The organism is Arthrobacter sp. NQ7 (assembly GCF_029581595.2).
Classification (GTDB): domain Bacteria; phylum Actinomycetota; class Actinomycetes; order Actinomycetales; family Micrococcaceae; genus Arthrobacter; species Arthrobacter phenanthrenivorans_B.
Map to the genome: position 1 here is coordinate 64136 of NZ_JARFXU020000022.1, position 16695 is coordinate 80830.

15 protein-coding genes are annotated in these 16695 nt (G+C 67.3%); 7 read left to right on the forward strand and 8 right to left on the reverse strand.

What is annotated here, in order from left to right:
* Window positions 1–4 precede the first annotated feature (4 nt).
* The 5 genes from allB to PUN71_RS18775 form a co-directional block, all read right to left on the reverse strand.
* On the reverse strand, window positions 5–1348 hold the full coding sequence (allB, locus tag PUN71_RS18755; RefSeq protein WP_110541891.1) for an allantoinase AllB: 1344 nt from the start codon (window positions 1346–1348) through the stop codon (window positions 5–7).
* Window positions 1341–2531, reverse strand: a complete 1191-nt coding sequence (locus PUN71_RS18760; RefSeq protein WP_277799618.1) for a glycerate kinase — start codon at window positions 2529–2531, stop codon at window positions 1341–1343. The genes allB and PUN71_RS18760 overlap by 8 nt, the downstream gene beginning before the upstream one ends.
* Window positions 2532–2534: 3 nt before the next feature.
* A complete protein-coding gene (gene gcl / locus PUN71_RS18765; protein WP_277799619.1) occupies window positions 2535–4325 on the reverse strand; it encodes a glyoxylate carboligase in 1791 nt (596 codons plus the stop codon).
* Between the two features lie 119 nt (window positions 4326–4444).
* Window positions 4445–5485 (reverse strand): 2-hydroxy-3-oxopropionate reductase, encoded by a 1041-nt coding sequence (locus PUN71_RS18770; RefSeq protein ID WP_277799620.1) that lies wholly within the window; start codon window positions 5483–5485, stop codon window positions 4445–4447.
* The gene (locus tag PUN71_RS18775; protein ID WP_277799621.1) at window positions 5374–6174 is read right to left on the reverse strand and encodes a hydroxypyruvate isomerase family protein; all 801 of its coding nucleotides are present in this window, start codon (window positions 6172–6174) and stop codon (window positions 5374–5376) included. The genes PUN71_RS18770 and PUN71_RS18775 overlap by 112 nt, the downstream gene beginning before the upstream one ends.
* A 191-nt stretch (window positions 6175–6365) precedes the next feature.
* Here PUN71_RS18775 and PUN71_RS18780 point away from each other — a divergent pair, with 191 nt between their 5' ends.
* On the forward strand, window positions 6366–7250 hold the full coding sequence (locus tag PUN71_RS18780; protein WP_277799622.1) for a hypothetical protein: 885 nt from the start codon (window positions 6366–6368) through the stop codon (window positions 7248–7250).
* Window positions 7251–7343: 93 nt separating this feature from the next.
* Here PUN71_RS18780 and PUN71_RS18785 read toward each other — a convergent pair whose 3' ends face one another.
* The gene (locus PUN71_RS18785; RefSeq protein ID WP_277799623.1) at window positions 7344–8597 is read right to left on the reverse strand and encodes an MFS transporter; all 1254 of its coding nucleotides are present in this window, start codon (window positions 8595–8597) and stop codon (window positions 7344–7346) included.
* A gap of 103 nt (window positions 8598–8700) precedes the next feature.
* Window positions 8701–9954 (reverse strand): M20 metallopeptidase family protein, encoded by a 1254-nt coding sequence (locus PUN71_RS18790; protein ID WP_277799624.1) that lies wholly within the window; start codon window positions 9952–9954, stop codon window positions 8701–8703.
* Between the two features lie 114 nt (window positions 9955–10068).
* On the opposite strand from PUN71_RS18790, the gene PUN71_RS18795 reads away from it, so the two are divergent.
* The 6 genes from PUN71_RS18795 to PUN71_RS18820 all read left to right on the forward strand — a co-directional run bounded on the left by PUN71_RS18795 (window position 10069) and on the right by PUN71_RS18820 (window position 15570).
* Window positions 10069–11106 carry an Lrp/AsnC family transcriptional regulator gene (locus PUN71_RS18795; RefSeq protein ID WP_277799625.1) on the forward strand — a complete coding sequence of 346 codons (1038 nt, stop codon included), beginning with the start codon at window positions 10069–10071 and terminating at the stop codon, window positions 11104–11106.
* Window positions 11107–11266: 160 nt separating this feature from the next.
* On the forward strand, window positions 11267–12688 hold the full coding sequence (locus PUN71_RS18800; RefSeq protein ID WP_277799626.1) for a cation:dicarboxylate symporter family transporter: 1422 nt from the start codon (window positions 11267–11269) through the stop codon (window positions 12686–12688).
* Between the two features lie 57 nt (window positions 12689–12745).
* The gene (locus PUN71_RS18805; RefSeq protein WP_277799627.1) at window positions 12746–13045 is read left to right on the forward strand and encodes a putative quinol monooxygenase; all 300 of its coding nucleotides are present in this window, start codon (window positions 12746–12748) and stop codon (window positions 13043–13045) included.
* 92 nt (window positions 13046–13137) lie between these two features.
* Complete coding sequence (locus PUN71_RS18810) at window positions 13138–14016, forward strand: Rieske (2Fe-2S) protein (RefSeq protein WP_277799628.1); 879 nt, start codon at window positions 13138–13140, stop codon at window positions 14014–14016.
* A gap of 80 nt (window positions 14017–14096) precedes the next feature.
* A complete protein-coding gene (locus PUN71_RS18815) occupies window positions 14097–14732 on the forward strand; it encodes a GyrI-like domain-containing protein (RefSeq protein ID WP_277799629.1) in 636 nt (211 codons plus the stop codon).
* Window positions 14733–14736: 4 nt separating this feature from the next.
* A complete protein-coding gene (locus PUN71_RS18820) occupies window positions 14737–15570 on the forward strand; it encodes an MBL fold metallo-hydrolase (RefSeq protein ID WP_277799630.1) in 834 nt (277 codons plus the stop codon).
* Between the two features lie 55 nt (window positions 15571–15625).
* Here PUN71_RS18820 and PUN71_RS18825 read toward each other — a convergent pair.
* A partial coding sequence (locus PUN71_RS18825) for an HNH endonuclease signature motif containing protein (protein ID WP_277799631.1) occupies window positions 15626–16695 on the reverse strand: 1070 nt, incomplete at its 5' end.

Sequence of the window (16695 nt, forward strand, 5' to 3'; positions counted from 1 at the left end):
CTCCCTAGACGCCGCCGCGGCGGATCAGCCTGCCCGTTGGGGTCTGGCCGTCCACTGCGGCGCCGCGGAGGTAGGTCCTGCGCACCACGCCGGACAGGGCCTTGCCGTCGTAGGGCGTGATCGGGTTCTTGTGCTTGAGCTTGGACACGTCCACCACGAAGGCCTCGTCAGGGGCGAAGACAGCGAAGTCGGCGTCGTAGCCCAGCGCCAGCTGGCCCTTGTTGGTCAGGCGCGCCAGGTTGGCGGGCTTCTCCGCCATCCAGGACACCACCTGCTCCAGCGGGATGCCGCGGTGCCGCGCCTCGGTCCAGATCAGGGACAGGCCCAGCTGCAGGGACGAGACGCCGCCCCAGGCCACGGCGAAGTCGCCGTTTTCCAGGTCCTTCAGGTCCAGGGTGGAGGGGGAGTGGTCCGAGACAATGCAGTCGATGGTGCCGTCCAGCAGGCCCTGCCAGAGCAGTTCACGGTTGGACGCTTCCCGGATGGGCGGGCAGCACTTGTAGGCGGTGGCGCCGTCCGGGATTTCCTCCGCCATCAGCGTCAGGTAGTGGGGGCACGTCTCCACGGTGAGCTTGACGCCGTCGCGCTTTGCGCTGGCGATCATGGGCAGCGCGTCCGACGACGACAGGTGCAGGATGTGTGCCCGGGCGCCGGTCCAGCGGGCCCGTTCGATGACCTCGGCGATGGCCTTGTTCTCGGCGCCGCGCGGGCGGGAGGCCAGGAACGTGGAGTAGTGGTCGCCGCCGGGGTGCGGGGCACGGTCGATGGCGTGCGAGTCCTCGGCGTGGACGATCATGAGCGAGTCGAAGGACTTCAGCTCGGCCATGTCCTCCTCCATCTCGTCCGCGTCCAGGTGCGGGAACTCGTCCACGCCGGAGTGCAGGAGGAAGCACTTGAAGCCGAAGACGCCCTCGTCGTGCAGGGGGCGAAGGTCCGCCTTGTTGCCGGGGATGGCGCCGCCCCAGAATCCGACGTCGATGAATGCCTGGTCCTCGGCCACCTCGCGCTTGAGCTTGAGGTTTTCCACGGTGGTGGTGGGCGGGACGGAGTTCAGCGGCATGTCGATAATGGTGGTCACGCCGCCGGCTGCGGCGGCGCGGGTGGCGGAGGCAAAGCCTTCCCACTCGGTGCGGCCGGGCTCGTTGACGTGGACGTGGGTGTCCACCAGGCCGGGCAGCAGGGTTTCGTCGTCGGCGAGCTCGATCACTTCGGCGCCGGCCAGGCCGTTGCCCAGCGGCTCGATTGCCACGATCTTGCCGTTGCGCACGCCGACTTCACGCGGGGCGATGCCGGCGGTGGTCAGGATGCGCCGGCCCCGGATGACGAGGTCAAAACGTTCTTCAGACACGGAGGTCCTCCTTGGTATCGGCGGTGACGGGCCTGTTGGCCGCCAGCCCCGCACTGATCTGGGTGCCCAGCTGCTCCAGCAGCGGCCCTGCCTCTGCTATGCACCTGTCTACATCGGTTTCGAGCGCCGTCAAAGCGTGGATTTCCGCGAACCCGGCGGCAGCGGCCTGCGCGTGGTCCAGGGTGGTCCGGCCGCAGACGGCGACGGCGGGAACCCCCTGGGCGGCGGCGGCACGGGCAACGCCCATGGGCGTCTTGCCCAGCAGGCTTTGCTCGTCCAGGCTGCCTTCGCCCGTGATCACCAGGTCGGCGCCGGCCAGCCGGTCCGCCAGCCCGGTGAATTCCAGGACGACGTCGATGCCCGGCCGCCGCGTCGCGGCCAGGACGGCGATGGCGGCGTAGCCCACGCCGCCGGCTGCCCCGGCTCCGGGAGCCTCGGCGGCCTTCACCGCGCGGAATCCGATTTCCCTGGCCAGGACTTCGGCAAACCTGGCCAGGGCGGCGTCGAGCATGCCGACGTCTTGTGGTGTGGCACCTTTTTGCGGGCCGAAAACCGCTGCGGCGCCCTGGGCGCCCAGCAGCGGGTTGTCGACGTCGGATGCCAGCACAAACCGTGTGTCCACCAGGCGGGGTTCGAAATCGGTGAAGTCGATACTGTGCAGGTTGGCCAGTGCCGCCCCGCCCGGGGGAAGTTCGTTGTTCCTGTTGTCCAGGAACCGGGCGCCGAGCCCCTGCAGGACCCCGGCGCCGCCGTCGGTGTTGGCGCTGCCGCCGACGCCCAGGACAATCCGCCGGCAGCCTGCATCCAGGGCGGCGCGGATCAGCTGGCCCGTGCCCAGGCTGGTGGCCGTGGCGGCGGCCGCCGAATCCGGGCGTCCCTTGCCGGTCCGGGGCATCAGGGCGAGCCCGGAAGCGGTGGCCATTTCGATCACGGCCTCGTGCCCGCGGACCGCGAAGTTGGCCTCCACCGGCTGCCCGGTGGGACCGGTGACCGTTGCCGTCCGGCGGGTGAAGCCGGAGCCGACGGCGGCGTCGAGGGTGCCCTCGCCGCCGTCGGCCACCGGAATCCGGACTACGTCAAGGTTGCCGCCCGCACCGCGCTGCAGGCCCTTTTCCAGGTGGCTGCACACCTCCGGGGCGGACAGCGAGCCTTTGAATTTGTCCGGGGCAATGACCACACGCATGGGTTACGCCTGCAGTGCCAGGATGGCGGTGGGGGCGTCCGCGGCGGTTTCGGCCAGTTCCTCGAACTCGTTCACGGCGTTGATTTCCACGCCCATGGAGATGTTGGTGACCTTTTCCAGGATCACTTCCACCACCACGGGTACCCGGAACTCGCCCATCAGGGCCTTGGCCTTGTCGAACGCGGCAGCCAGGTCGCTGGGATCCTCCACACGGACGGCCTTGCAGCCCAGGCCTTCGGCCACCTTCAGGTGGTCCACGCCGTAGCCGCGGGTGTCCTCGGACAGGTGGGCGCTGTTGATGTTCTCGAACGCCAGGGACACATTCTGCTCCATGTTGAACCCGCGCTGGGACTGGCGGATCAGGCCCAGGTATGAGTTGTTCACCACCACGTGGATGTAGGGGAGGTTGAACTGCGCGCCCACGGCCAGTTCCTCGATCATGAACTGGAAGTCATAGTCGCCGGAGAGGGCCACCACGGTCTGGTCCGGGTTGGAACGGGCAACGCCGAGGGCGGCCGGGGCGGTCCAGCCCAGCGGGCCTGCCTGGCCGGCGTTGATCCACTTGCGCGGACCGAAGACGTGCAGCATCTGGGCGCCGGCGATCTGGGACAGGCCGATGGTGGACACATAGGTGGTGTCGCGGCCGAAGGACTTGTTCATCTCCTCGTACACGCGCTGCGGCTTGATGGGGATGTTCTCGAAGTGCGTCTTGCGGTGCAGGGAGGCCTTGCGGTCCTGGCATTCGGCAACCCAGGCGCTGTAGTCCGGCAGGGAACCTGCCGCAGCCCGTTCCTTGGCGAGCTCAACCAGCCCTGCCAGCGCCGCGCCTGCGTCGGACGCGATGCCCAGGTCCGGCGAGAACACCCGGCCGATCTGCGTGGGCTCGATGTCGATGTGCACGAACTTCCGGCCGGCGGTGTAGGTTTCCAGGCCGCCGGTGTGGCGGTTGGCCCAGCGGTTGCCGATGCCGATCACGAAGTCGCTCTGCAGGTAGTTCTCGTTGCCGTAGCGGTGCGAGGTCTGCAGGCCCACCATGCCGGCCATCAGCTGGTGGTCGTCCGGGATGGTGCCCCAGCCCATCAAGGTGGGGATGACCGGAACGTTGAGGGTCTCGGCTAGTTCCACCAGCAGCGCGGAGGCGCCGGCGTTGATGATGCCGCCGCCGGCCACGATCAGCGGGTGCTTGGCGGCGAGCAGCATGTCCAGGGCTTTTTCCAGCTGCTTGCGGGAGGCCTTGGGCTTCTCAACGGGGAGGGGCTCGTAGGTGTCGATGTCGAATTCGATTTCCGCCATCTGCACGTCGATGGGCAGGTCCAGCAGCACCGGGCCGGGGCGGCCGGAGCGCATCAGCTGGAAGGCCTTCTGGAAGGCGCCGGGAACCTGGCCGGGCTCCAGGATGGTCATGGCCATCTTGGTGACCGGCTTGGCGATGGACTCGATGTCCACAGCCTGGAAGTCTTCCTTGTGCAGCTTGGCCACCGGGGCCTGGCCGGTGATGCAGAGCATGGGGATGGAATCGGCCCAGGCTGCGTACAGGCCGGTGACCATGTCGGTGCCGGCAGGGCCGGAGGTGCCGATGCAGATGCCGATGTTGCCGTCCTTGGCGCGTGAGAAACCGTCGGCCATGTGGCTGGCGCCCTCAACGTGGCGTGCCAGCGTGTGCCGGATGCCGCCGTGGGCGCGCATTGCGGAATAGAGAGGGTTGATGGCGGCGCCTGGCAGGCCGAACGCCTCGATGGCGCCTTCCTTTTCCAGGATGGCCACCGCTGCATCAACGGTACGCATCTTGCTCATGGGGTGCTCCTTGAAAGCTTTGAAAGTCTGTTTTTGGGTGTGGTGAGGGAACCGCCGTCGTTTTGATGGACGACGGCGGGTTCCCTGCTTGTGTTGCCTGGTGCCCTTCGGGGCCTTGGTTATTTCCTGCCGCTGAGCTGCAGGACCTGCTTGAAGAGTCCGGAGTGGTCCAGTGCGCCGTCGCCCTGGTTGACGGTGGCGGCGACGAGCTGGGCGACGACGGCGCCGAGCGGGATGGCCACGTTGGCCTCGCGGGCGGCGGAGGTGACGATGCCCAGGTCCTTGTGGTGCAGGGCCAGGCGGAAGCCGGGGTCGAAGTTGCGGTCCAGCATCTTCTGGCCCTTCTGGTCCAGGACCTTGGAGCCGGCCAGGCCGCCGCCGAGGACCTTGAGGGCGGCGTCGGTGTCCACGCCGTAGGCCTCGAGGAAGGCGATGGCTTCGCCGAGGACCTCGATGTTGACGGCGACAATGAGCTGGTTGGCTGCCTTGACGGTCTGACCGGAGCCGGAGGGGCCGACATGGACGATGGTCTTGCCGACGGCGTTCAGGACGTCCTGGGCGTCATCGAAGTCGGCTTTGTCGCCGCCGACCATGATGGAAAGGACGGCGTCGATGGCGCCCTGTTCGCCGCCGGAGACCGGTGCGTCGAGGGGGCGGATGCCGGCCTCCTTGGCGTCTGCCGCGAGGCGGACTGCCACGTCCGGGCGGATGCTGGAAGCGTCAATCCACAGGGCACCCTGCTTGGCGTTGGCGAACACGCCGTCCTTGCCGCTCACCACACCCTCGACGTCCGGGGAGTCCGGCACCATGGTGATGACGACGTCGGCGTCCTTGACCGCGTCAGCGATGCCCGAGGCGCCCTTGCCGCCCTCGGAGACCAGCTTGTCGATCTTGTCCTGGCTGCGGTTGAAACCCGTGACGGTGTGGCCGGCCTTCACCAGGTTGATGGCCATGGGCAGGCCCATGATTCCGAGGCCGATGACTGCAACGTTGCTCATGTTGGTTCTCTTTCTGAAAGTCTGTTGGTGGTGCCGGTGTGCTGCTGGAGTCAGCCTGCGACGCGCTCGCGGATGGCCCAGCTGAAGGCCGTCTCCTGCGGTTCCTTGTACTCGAGGCCGATGTAGCCCCCGTACCCGAGTTCGCGGCTGCGGGCGATCCATTCGCCGAGGGGCAGGGTGCCGGTGCCGGGGGCGCCGCGGCCGGGGTTGTCGGCGATCTGGATGTGGCCGAAGTCATTGGCGTGGTTCTCGATCACGGCCGGGACGTCGTCGCCATTGACTGCCAGGTGGTAGAAGTCGGCGAGGAGCTTGATGTTGGCGGCGCCGGTTTCGTCCTTGACGCGGGCGATGACCTTGAGCGCGTCGTTGGCGGTGAGGAGCGGGTACCTGGGCGCGCCGCTGACCGGTTCGAGGAGGACGGTGCCGCCGATCCGGGCGACGCCTTCAGCTGCCGCGGCCAGGTTCTTGACGGCGAGCTCGTCCTGCTCTTCGGGGGTGAAGCCGTCCTGCCGGTTGCCGTAGAGGGCGTTGAAGGCCTTGCAGCCCAGGCGCTCGCCGATGCCGGCCACGACGTCGATGTTGTCCTTGAACTCGGAGCAGCGTCCCTTCCAGGAAACCAGGCCGCGGTCGCCGCCAGGCATGTTGCCGGCGTTGAAGTTCAGGCCGGTGAGCTGGACCCCGGCGTCCGTGATGGCGTTCTCGAACGTGGTGATCTCGCTGTCCGCCGGGACCGAGCTTTCGAAGGGCCACCAGAACTCGACGGCGTCGAAGCCTGCTGCCTTGGCGGCGGCGGGGCGTTCGAGCAGGGGCAGCTCCGTGAGGAGGATGGAGCAGTTCACTGTGTACGTCATCGTAGGTCCTTCCGGGGAGGGCTTTGATCTATCTTCCCTTGCTGCCGGCTTCGTCGCCGGTTTCCGCTTTGTGGAATTTAGATTCTGCTTTATGAAAAGTGTAGGGAAGGTGGGGTGGGGTAGTCAAGGGGAGGCGCGGGCAGGAGACTGGTAGGGAACAACCCGCGTGGCAGGAACAGTTGGGAGTGATTGTGACCGGCAGCCGTCTGCGCCTTGTGGCCTGGCTCCTGGCCCTGGCCGGATTCCTTTCCGCCTGCACGCAGGGAACGGCAGCGGACCAGTCCGCCGGCGCTCCGACGTCCGCGGCGGCCACCGCCATGGCCACCGCGGACGGCGCGGCCGGCCCGCAGCAGGGAGCGCCCGGCGCCGCCCCCGCCCGGCCGGAGGCTGCCATTCAGACGGAGGTGCCCGCACCGGCAGCTGTTCCGGTTCCAGCGCCCGCACCAGCCCAAACACCGGCCCCCGCTCCGGTGCCGCAGCCGTTTGCCCTCAACCTGTACCGGGAGGGTGACTTTGTTCCGCAGTACACCTTCGACTGGTGCGTGGCGGCAAGCATCCAGATGGCCCACAACCTCATCGATGACACGGGCGGCGGCACGTGGGCGGACTCGGTGCAGCAGGGCCAATTGTGGGAGATGGCCCGCGCCCGCTCCTCAGACTCCTTCAATGGAGCCAATCCGTTCGGCTGGGCCCAGGTCCTGACCGAATCCGGGATGGGGCCGTACCGGGTGGTGAGCATTGCCGACTATGGCGAGGCAGTCCGGACGGCGGCGCGGGCCATCGCGGAGACGGGCAGGCCGGTGGGCCTGGTGATGTGGAGCGGGCGCCACGCCTGGGTGATGAGCGGCTTCGAATCCCTTGGCGACCCGCGGCAGTCCGCCGACTTCTCGGTAACCGGCATCCACGTCCTGGATCCCCTGTACCCGTACGGCAGCGGGCAGTGGGGGCCATCGCCGGTTCCCAACAGCCTGCTGACTCCGGAGGAACTGGCAACCCAGTTCGTGGTGCGGGAGCCTCGCCGCTGGAGCAGCAGCCTGCCTGCCGGGTATCTCCTGGTGCTGCCGGTCGCCGCCTGATTGGAAGAGTATTGCCGGCGCCGGACGCGGCAGGAAACGCAAAAGGTCCCCTGCGCGCTCGATGGCGCCGGGGACCTCCTGCGGAGGGGCAAGCTAGTGCGTCAGGTCCTTGCCCTTGGTTTCGGGGATGGTGAACACGAACGCGGCGCTGATCACCAGCAGCAGCACGGCGTAGATGTTGAACACCTGCGGCGCGCCCAGCGAGGATCCCAGCCACTGCTGCAGGTAGGGCGCGGTGCCGCCGAAGAGGGCCACGCAGATGGAGTAGGGCACACCGACCCCGACGGTGCGGATGGACGTCGGGAACAGCTCGGCGTACACGGCGGGGACAATGGCGGCGCTCGCGGCGATGAACACGAGCATCACGGACATGCTGACCGCCAGCTGCCAGGCGGAGTCCTTCAGCAGCCAGGTCATGGGGAAGTGGAACGCCGCGGAGCCGATCGCACCGGCCCACAGGACCTTCTTGCGGCCGATCCGGTCCGAGAGTTTGCCCCACACCGGCAGCGCGGCGATGAAGACGATGTTGGCGATGACGCCGGCCCACAGTGCCTCGCCGCGGTCGATCTTCAGGGCAGTGGTGGCGTAGCTGGGCGCCACGACGCCCCAGATGTAGTAGATCACCGTCAGGCCCACGGTCAGGCCGATGACCTGCAGCGCCTGCTTGCGGTACCGGACGATCTGGGGCCAGATCGGGGCGCGCCGCTGGGAAGTGGCTTCGCCTTCGAAGGCTTCGGTCTCATGCAGGCGCGAGCGCATGATCAGTGCGTAGAGGCCCATAGCGGCGCCGATCAGGAACGGGATCCGCCAGCCCCACGCGTTCATGGCCTCGGTGCTGAGGGCCATGTTGAGGACCGCGCCCAGCAGGGTGCCGAACAGGATGCCTACGGTGCCGGACGTGTAGATCAGGGTGGCCCAGAAGCCGCGGTGCTCCCTGGGTGCCATCTCTGAGAGATACGTTTGCGACGACGGCAGCTCGCCGCCGTGCGCCAGGCCCTGCACCAGCCGGGCCACCAGGAGCAGCAAGGAGGCGAATGCGCCGACGCTGGCAAAGGTGGGGGCGATGCCGATCAGCAGGCTGCCCAGTGACGCGAGGCCGACTGCCATGGTCATGGAGGCTTTCCGGCCCACCCTGTCACCGATCCAGCCGAACAGGAAGCCGCCGAAAGGCCGTGCCACGAAGCCGACGGCGAAGATCGCCAGGGTGGACAGCACCGCCGACGCCGGGTCCGCCTTGCTGAAGAGCTGGCTGGCGATGAACGGCGTGAAGGTGGCGTAGATTGCCCAGTCGTACCATTCAACGGCGTTACCGATGCCGGTGCCGACAATGGTTTTCGCGGTGGACATGCGTCCAGTCTGGGGCTTGCTAACTGCAACGGGCATGGTCTTCTTCCTGCTGGGTGGGGTGGAGGGGGTGGCAGCGGCGCTGCTGCCGGTGACGAAGGGGGGCTTAGGCGGCCCGGGACAGTGCGGCCAGCCGCGATATGGCGAGTTCCGCGTAGAGGGCTGCCCCGTCAGCCAGCACGCCGTCGTCGAACGTTGCATACGGTGAGTGGTTGAAGGGCGAGGTGGCGGGATCGCCGCCGGGGGCCACGGCACTGAGTCCCACGAAGGTCCCGGGAACCTCGGCGAGCACCCTGGAGAAGTCCTCCGACCCGCTCAGCGGAGTGGCCCAGCGCGAGAGGCGGCCCTCGCCGAAGAGTTCGGTGATGACCTTTTCGGCGGTGTGGGTTTCGTCCGCGCTGGTGATGGTGAGGGGGTACTCCTGGAGGTAGTCGACGGCGACCTCCACCCCGTGTGCGGCCGCGATGCCCTTGAGCAGGCGTGGAACGGCGTCCATCATCTTCAGGCGCGACGCCTCGGAGAACGTCCGGATGGTGGCCTCGATGCGGGCCGTTTCGGGGATGACGTTCCGCTTGGTGCCGGCATGGAGCACCCCGACGGAGAGGACAACGGGATCGAACATGTTGAACTGCCGGGTGACCATCACCTGCAATGCGGTGACCATTTCCGCGGCCACCGTGACGGGGTCCTTTGCCGAGTGCGGGGCCGATCCATGGCCGCCGGCGCCGAGGACCGTGACTTCCAGTCCGTCCGAGGCGCTGAGCATGACGCCGGGCTTGGTGCAGAAGGTGCCGTGCGGCTCCAGGGAGGAGAAGACGTGCATGCCGTAGGCTGCCTGGACGCGGGGACCGGCGGCGTCCAGGACGCCTTCGCGGAGCATGTAGCTGGCACCGTCGAAGCCTTCCTCGCCGGGCTGGAACATGAGGACGACGTCGCCCTGGAGCAGGTGCCTCTTCCCGGCCAGCAGGGTGGCGGCGCCGGCGAGCATGGACGTGTGCAGGTCGTGGCCGCAGGCGTGCATGGCGCCGTCGGCACGGGACGTGTAATCCACGCCGGTCTTTTCCTGGACGGGGAGTCCGTCCATATCGGCGCGGAGCAGGACGGCTGGGCGTGCGGCGGAAGGCTGCGCGCTGGTGTCGCCTGCGCCGTTCCCGGCGGCGGCCCCTCCTCCGCGCAGGACCGCGGTGACCGACGTCGTGTCCTTGCCCAGCGTGATCTCGTACGGAAGTCCGTCCAGGGCCTGGAGGACCTTCTCCTGGGTGCGGGGAAGGTGGAGTCCGATTTCCGGTTGCCGGTGGAGGTCGTGGCGAAGCCGGGCCAGGTCGTCCTGCAGGTCTTTGGCGTCGTCGGTGATGGGCACGTGCTACTCCTTGTAAGTCGGCGGCGGGGCTTGTGGACTATTCTGAAGTGGCGCAGTTCACATGCTGCAAAAGCGCAGGAATTATTCTGAAAAGTGGCAAATGGAGCAGGATTCATGCAGGAAGACGCCTCAGTGGAGCTCAGCGAGGAAGACCTGGCCCTGATCCAGGTCCTGCAGGCCGCTCCCCGGATTGGCTGGGCGGACGCAGCCAAGGTGCTGGGAATGCATGCCACTACGCTGGCGGCGCGGTGGGAACGCCTCACGTCTAGCGGCTCGGCATGGGCCACGGCGCATCTGGCCGGCGACCCCAAGCAGATGCTGCTGGCCTATGTGGCGGTGGACTGCGAGATGAACCGGCGGGACAGTGTGACGGCGGAGCTGGCCGCTGTCCCCGAGATCGTCACCGTGGAGGAGGCGGCCAGCAACCGTGACCTGATGCTGACGGTCATTACGCGCTCCCTGGAGGAGTTCAGCGAGAAGATCATCTCCCGGCTCAAGTCCGTAGAGGGGCTGACGAAGTACCAGGTGGCCCTCTGCACCCGGCTGCACAGCAGCGGCGACGACTGGCGCCTCAACGTCCTGAGCCGTTCCCAGCTGGCACTGCTCCGGACCCTCGCCTCCCCGGCGGTTCCGGAATCCCTGCAGGCAGCCCAACTGCCGCAGAGCCACCTGGACCTGCTGCCCTTCCTCGCCCGGGACGGCCGGGCCACGGCGGCAGGCATTGCCCGTTCCCTGGGCCGGCACCCGGCCACCGTCCAGCGCCAGTTGAACCGGGTGCTGGCCAGCGGCATCCTGTCGTTCCGCTGCGAAATCGCCCAGCGGTACTCGTCCTTCCCCGTCACCTGCCAATGGTTCGTCAACGTTCCGGCCGGACAGCACGAAGCTGCAGCCGCCGAGATCCGCACCATCAGCAATGTGCGGCTCAGTGCCTCCACCACCGGGGCAACCAACTTCGTGATCATCATGTGGCTCCACACGCTGGCCGACGTCATGTCCGCCGAGCTCGCGCTGCAGCAGAAGGTGCCCGGCATCGAGATCGTGGAAAGCGCGGTGATGCTGCGGACGGTCAAGCGGGTGGGCTGGATGCTGAACGAAGACACGACGGCGAGTGGCGCCGTCGTCCACGCTGGAAGCCTGGGTGCCGCCGAATGAAGCGCCGCCTGCTGGAAGCTTAATAGTTCCGCATTATGGATTTATCTTTCCGGAAACATGCGGTTCGTACCTTTGTGGTGATCCGGCGGCGCCCATGATGCCGCCCTGCCCACAGGGACCCGCATTCAAGCGGCATCCCTCCAAAGGAACAGGCCTAAGCATGAAGACCACCGCAACTGCGGCGCCACAGCCAGCGGCAACCCATGGACGCAGGAAGCCCCTCTATAAATCACTGTTCGTCCAGATCCTGGTCGCGGTGGTGGCAGGTATCCTGGTCGGCCATTCGTGGCCGGACCTCGGGGCAGGGCTGCGCCCGCTCGGCGACGGATTCATCCAGCTCATCAAGATGATCATTGCTCCACTGATATTCCTGGTGATCGTCACCGGCATCGCTGCAGTCAGCGATGTCAAGGCGGTTGGCCGCGTTGGTGTTAAGGCCTTGGCCTATTTCACCGTCGCCACGCTTTTTGCCCTGGTCTTCGGGCTGGTGGTGGCCAACCTGGTGCAGCCCGGGGCGGGCCTGAACATCGACCCCGCATCGCTGTCCCAGGACGCTCTCAACGCCAAGACCAGTACGGCCCCGCCCAAGGACGCCGGCGCTTTCCTGCTGGGCATCATCCCCACCAGTGTTGTAGGGGCATTTGCCGGCAACAATCTCCTGCAGGTTCTGTGTTTCTCCGTGTTCTTTGGAGCAGCGATCGTTGTCGTCGGACGTGAAAGGTGCCTGCCGGTCATCACCTTGATGGAAACCGTGCTGGAACTGTTCTTCAGGATCATGGGCTGGGTGATGCGCTTGGCGCCGGTCGGGGCGTTCGGGGCCATGGCCTTCATCATCGGCCAGTATGGGCTTGATTCCCTCAGCACGTACGCCGTGCTGATCGCCGCCTGCTACGGGGCCGCCGTGGTGTTCATCGGGCTCCTGTTTGTCGTCGCATGGGCGTACCCCCGCGTCCCGCTGTGGCAGTTCCTGAAGTACACCAGGGAGGAGTTCCTCCTGGCCCTGGGCACTGCATCCACCGAGTCTGTCCTGCCGCGGATCATGACAAAGCTGACTAACGCCGGCTGCTCCCGCGCCACCACCGGCCTGGTGGTTCCCACTGGCTACTCGTTCAATCTCGACGGCGCCGCAATCTACCTGTCCATTTCGCTGCTCTTCCTGGCGCAGGCATTCGGCTACAGCCTGGACCTGGGCCAGCAGCTCGCCGCCCTTGGAATCCTGATGCTGACGTCCAAGGGCATGGCCGGCGTTCCGGGATCGGCCTTCCTCGCCCTGTCTGCCACGGCAGGCGCCTTGGGGATCTTCCCGGTCGCCGGTGTTGCGCTGCTTCTCGGGGCCGACCGGCTGATGGACTCCATGCGGGTTGTGGTCAATCTGCTGGGGAACTGCGTTGCCACCTTTGTGGTGGCCAAATGGGAAGGCCAGTTTGATCGCCAGGCGATGCTCGACGCCTTTGCTGCGGAGGGGGCCGCCACGACTCCGGCGCCGCAGCCCGTGGCGGCCGTCGGGCCCGACGGCGGCCCGGCCCCGGGTGCGGCCGCCCTGTCCCAGCAGGGAACGGCAGTTGTTGACGCCGCGCGCTGAGCAGGCCGTACCTGGTACGTTCAGCGCTGTTGTCCGGGTGTGCTGCACACTGTCCCTATGACGTTTGCCAATGTTGGACTGCTCGGAACCAAACCGGGGCAGCGGGACGCCCTGGTGGCCATACTCGTCCGGCCCAAGCCCGGAATGAAGGAAGCCGGGTGCCTCCTCTATGAAGTGGGCATCAATGATGACATGCCGGACACGGTGTTCGTTTCCGAACTATGGGAATCTGCCGACGCGCACCAGGCCTCGCTGCAGCTGGAAAGCACTCGTGCGGCGATCGCCGAGGCCATGCCGCTGCTTTCCGGGGACATGGGCGGGCACCGGTTCGCGGTGGTGGGGTCACCGCTGCGATGATGCCAGAGGCGCGGATTGCCCGCAGGCAAGGGCCGGTCCTTTAAGAAGCCCTTGCCTGCGTGGATTGCGGCGATCGGGGTAAGGGAGGACACATGAAACCCTTGCCCGCACTTGAGCTTGTAACCCGTCTCGAGGATGCCGAATGGCTTGACCCGCTGGCCAAGAGCGTCCGCAAAGCCGTTAAGAAGGTCATCAAACCGCAGTGGGCCCGCGACGTCCTGCACGGCGTACCGATTGGCCACCCCGTGCACCCCCTCGCGGTCCAGGTTCCGATCGGGGCCTGGCTTTCGGCCGGTGTCCTCGATGCCGTTCCAGGGGCCGAGAAGGCTGCGCGGCTGCTGATCGGGGTGGGCGCAGCCAGTGTGCTCCCGCCAGCGCTCGCGGGGTTCACTGACTGGTCCCAACTTCATCCGCAGCAGCAGAGGGTGGGCCTGGTTCACGCGGCGGCCAACATCACCGCCACCGGCCTTTACCTCGCGTCGCTGGTGCAGCGGGCCCGGGGCAGCCAGGGCAGCGGCAAGGTCCTGGCCTACCTGGGTCTCGCGACAGTCAGTGCCGGCGGGTTCCTGGGCGGCCACCTGTCGTACCGGCAGGCCGCAGGCGTCAATCACAGCGAGGAAATCCCACACCGCTTCCCGTCCGGCTGGCACCGTCTTGCGCCGCTGGTTGAGCTGCCGGAGGGCGGGTTGCACAAACGCGAGGTCGCCGGGATACACCTGCTGGTTCACCGCCAGGGCAACACCGTCAATGTGCTGTCCAATGTCTGCAGCCACCTTTCCGGCCCGCTGAACGAGGGCAAGATCAAGGACAAAGGCGGGGAGGCATGTGTCGTCTGCCCCTGGCATCGAAGCACTTTCTCCCTCCACACCGGCGAAGTGAAGGCCGGGCCCGCTACGTCCAGGCAGCCGGTCTTCCAGACGCGCGTGACCGGGGAAGTTGTGGAAGTGTGCCTGCCAGGGGCCGACGGGTAGAGGGGCCGTTAGCCCCTACTGGGTGAGGTTGGGCAGCGGAAGACTGGGTCCGTGGAGGGGTCCAGGGGAGTGCATTCCAGGTGAGCGATCTTCGCGAGGACATTTCGGTTTTCTACAAGGGGCGGAAGGGGTCGGTGGATTTCGTCGACGTTCCGTCCTTGCTCTTTGCGGTGGTCCGGGGCCAAGGCGACCCGGAGGGGCCGGACTTCGCCGCGGCGCTCCACGCTCTTTTTACGGTGAGTTATGCCGCGCATTTCGGGCTCAAGAAGCAGACGGGCGAGATCACCAAAGTCATGCCGCTGGAAGCCCTATGGTGGTTCGATGCACCCGGACAGCCGCAGGGCATGCAGGGCGTGGCCGCGGGATTCAGCGGTCTTTCAGGAATCGACAGGGAGTCCTGGCAGTGGCAGGCCATGATGGTGCAGCCCGCCCCCATCGATGAAGGAGTGCTCGAGCGGGCCACGGAGCAATCCCGGGCGAAGGGACTCCCATCATTGGACCTCCTGCGGTTCGAGCGGTGGGAAGAGGGCCGGTGCGCGCAGACGCTCCACGTTGGGCCCTACGCTGACGAAGGTCCAACAATTGCACTGCTTGACTCGGTAATTACGGCAGCAGGGCTGCAGGTCCGCGGCAAGCATCACGAGATATACCTGGGTGATCCCCGGCGGAGCGCGCCTGAAAAGCTGCGCACGTTGATTCGCCACCCCGTGGTGTGAGGGCATGACCATGCATGTCACCGAACCACGGGAAATTGCCGACGGCGTGGTGCTCATCACCACCGGCAGGGGACCCATGGCCTCAAACCTCTACCTAGTCCGCTCGGGCCCCGCGTGGGTGATGGTTGACTGCGGCTGGGCCGGCAGTGCGGAACCCGTCCGGCGGGCAGCCGCGGAAGTCCTCGGGCCCGGAAAGTCACCTGACGCCATCCTGCTGACGCATATCCATCCGGACCACTCGGGCGCTGCCGGTGCCTTGGCGCGGGAGTGGAAGGTGCCCGTATTCGTTCACCATGCCGAGATGCCTATGGCGGCCGGGCGCTACGTACCAGGCTTTTCGATGCCGCTGGACCGCTGGGTCGTCGCCCCGCTCCTGTGGTCCCTGCCGGGCCGGGCGCGCCGGAAGATTGAAGTGGCCGGGGATATCACGGACGTCGTCCATAGCCTGCCCAAATCAGGAGAGGCGCCCGGTCTTCCGGGGTGGGCGGTCATCGCCACCCCCGGCCACACTCCAGGACACGTTGCCTACTGGCGTTCCCGGGACGGTGTCCTGATCACGGGTGATGCAGTGGTCACGGTGAACCTGAATTCGGTCAGCGGAATCCTGATGGCAGCGCCCGACCTCTCCGGGCCACCCCGGTACACCACCTGGAACTGGAAGCAGTCCATGGACTCTGTATCACGGCTGGCCGAACTGGGCCCCAGGTTGATCGCGCCCGGCCATGGCCAACCACTCGCCCTTGGAGTTGTTCCACGGCTCCGCGCCCTGGCTGGGCGGGAGCGGGTGCAGCGCGTGTCGCTTCGCCGCCGCCTCGCCGGAGCGCCCCGCCCTATCTGACAAGGGCTGCCTGGGCAGGCCCGTCTGACCACAGTGGGTTATGGGGCCGCGGCAGTCATGGTGAGAGGGCGAAGGGCTGCGTGGGTGATAGGGCGTGTGTGAGGAACTCTGTCCAGAGGGGGTCGTCTGGTGGGAGGTGGTCGGGGTCGATGGGGGTGTCGTCGTCCGGTTCCCAGGGCGGGAGGTCTTCGGGGCTGACTTGTTCGCCGTGGAAGCACGCGGGCGGCGCAGCACTACCCGCCGGGAGGATGCCTGGTGGCCAGTGGGTTGGTTCGGGGGTGGGGTGTTCGGGGGTGTAGTGCCGGCCGGTGGGTGAGGTCCAGCCCGGGGGCTCGTCCGGGGTCGCCGGATCCGGGGTCCAGTGGCTGTGGTGTTTGAGCCGATGGTGCTTGGGGCAGAGCTGCGCCAGGTTGCTGACATCCGTTGCGCCGCCCTGGTGCCAGGCGGTGAGGTGGTCGGTGTCGTTGTCCGGGGTGTGGTTGCTGCAGCCGGGGAAGGTGCATTTCCGGTCGCGGACCCTGAGCCATTGTTTGATGGCCGGGGTGAGCCGGTAGCGGGTGCGGCCGATCTCCAAAGGTGCCCCGTCGCGGGGGTCGACCAGGACCCGGTGGAACGAGTCCGCCCCGTCCGCGACGAGTTTCCGGGCCAGGAATGCGGGGATGGGGCCGTAGCCGTCCAGCTCGGCGGGTTCGTCGGTGAGGCCGAGCAGGGCGAACACCGGCACCGTGACCAGGACGTCCGCGCGCGGGGTGGGGACCTTCCCGATGTCAGTGGTCTTCCCCGCGCCTGGGCTGGAACCACTGTCGCTGGTGGTGTCCGCGCCCGCCGCAAGGCTCCCGGCGCCGAGGAGGAGGCTGGCGGCGATGTCGGGGCGGAGTTGGGTCAGGGTGCGGTGCTCGGTGGGGTTTTGGAGGCCGCGGGCGGCGGCGGTGGTGCGGTTCCAGATCGCCGATGCGGTGTCCCCGGGCAGGTAGAGCGAGAGCCAGGCCATGCCGTCCCGGTCGGGGGTGTAGTCCATCCGCCGGTCCGCGGTTCCTTTGGCGTGGCGTTTCTCGAGGGTTTCGGGGTGGTGGCGTTCGCGCCAGGACCGGACCTTGGCCCGGAACCGGGAGGGCACGAGCTCGC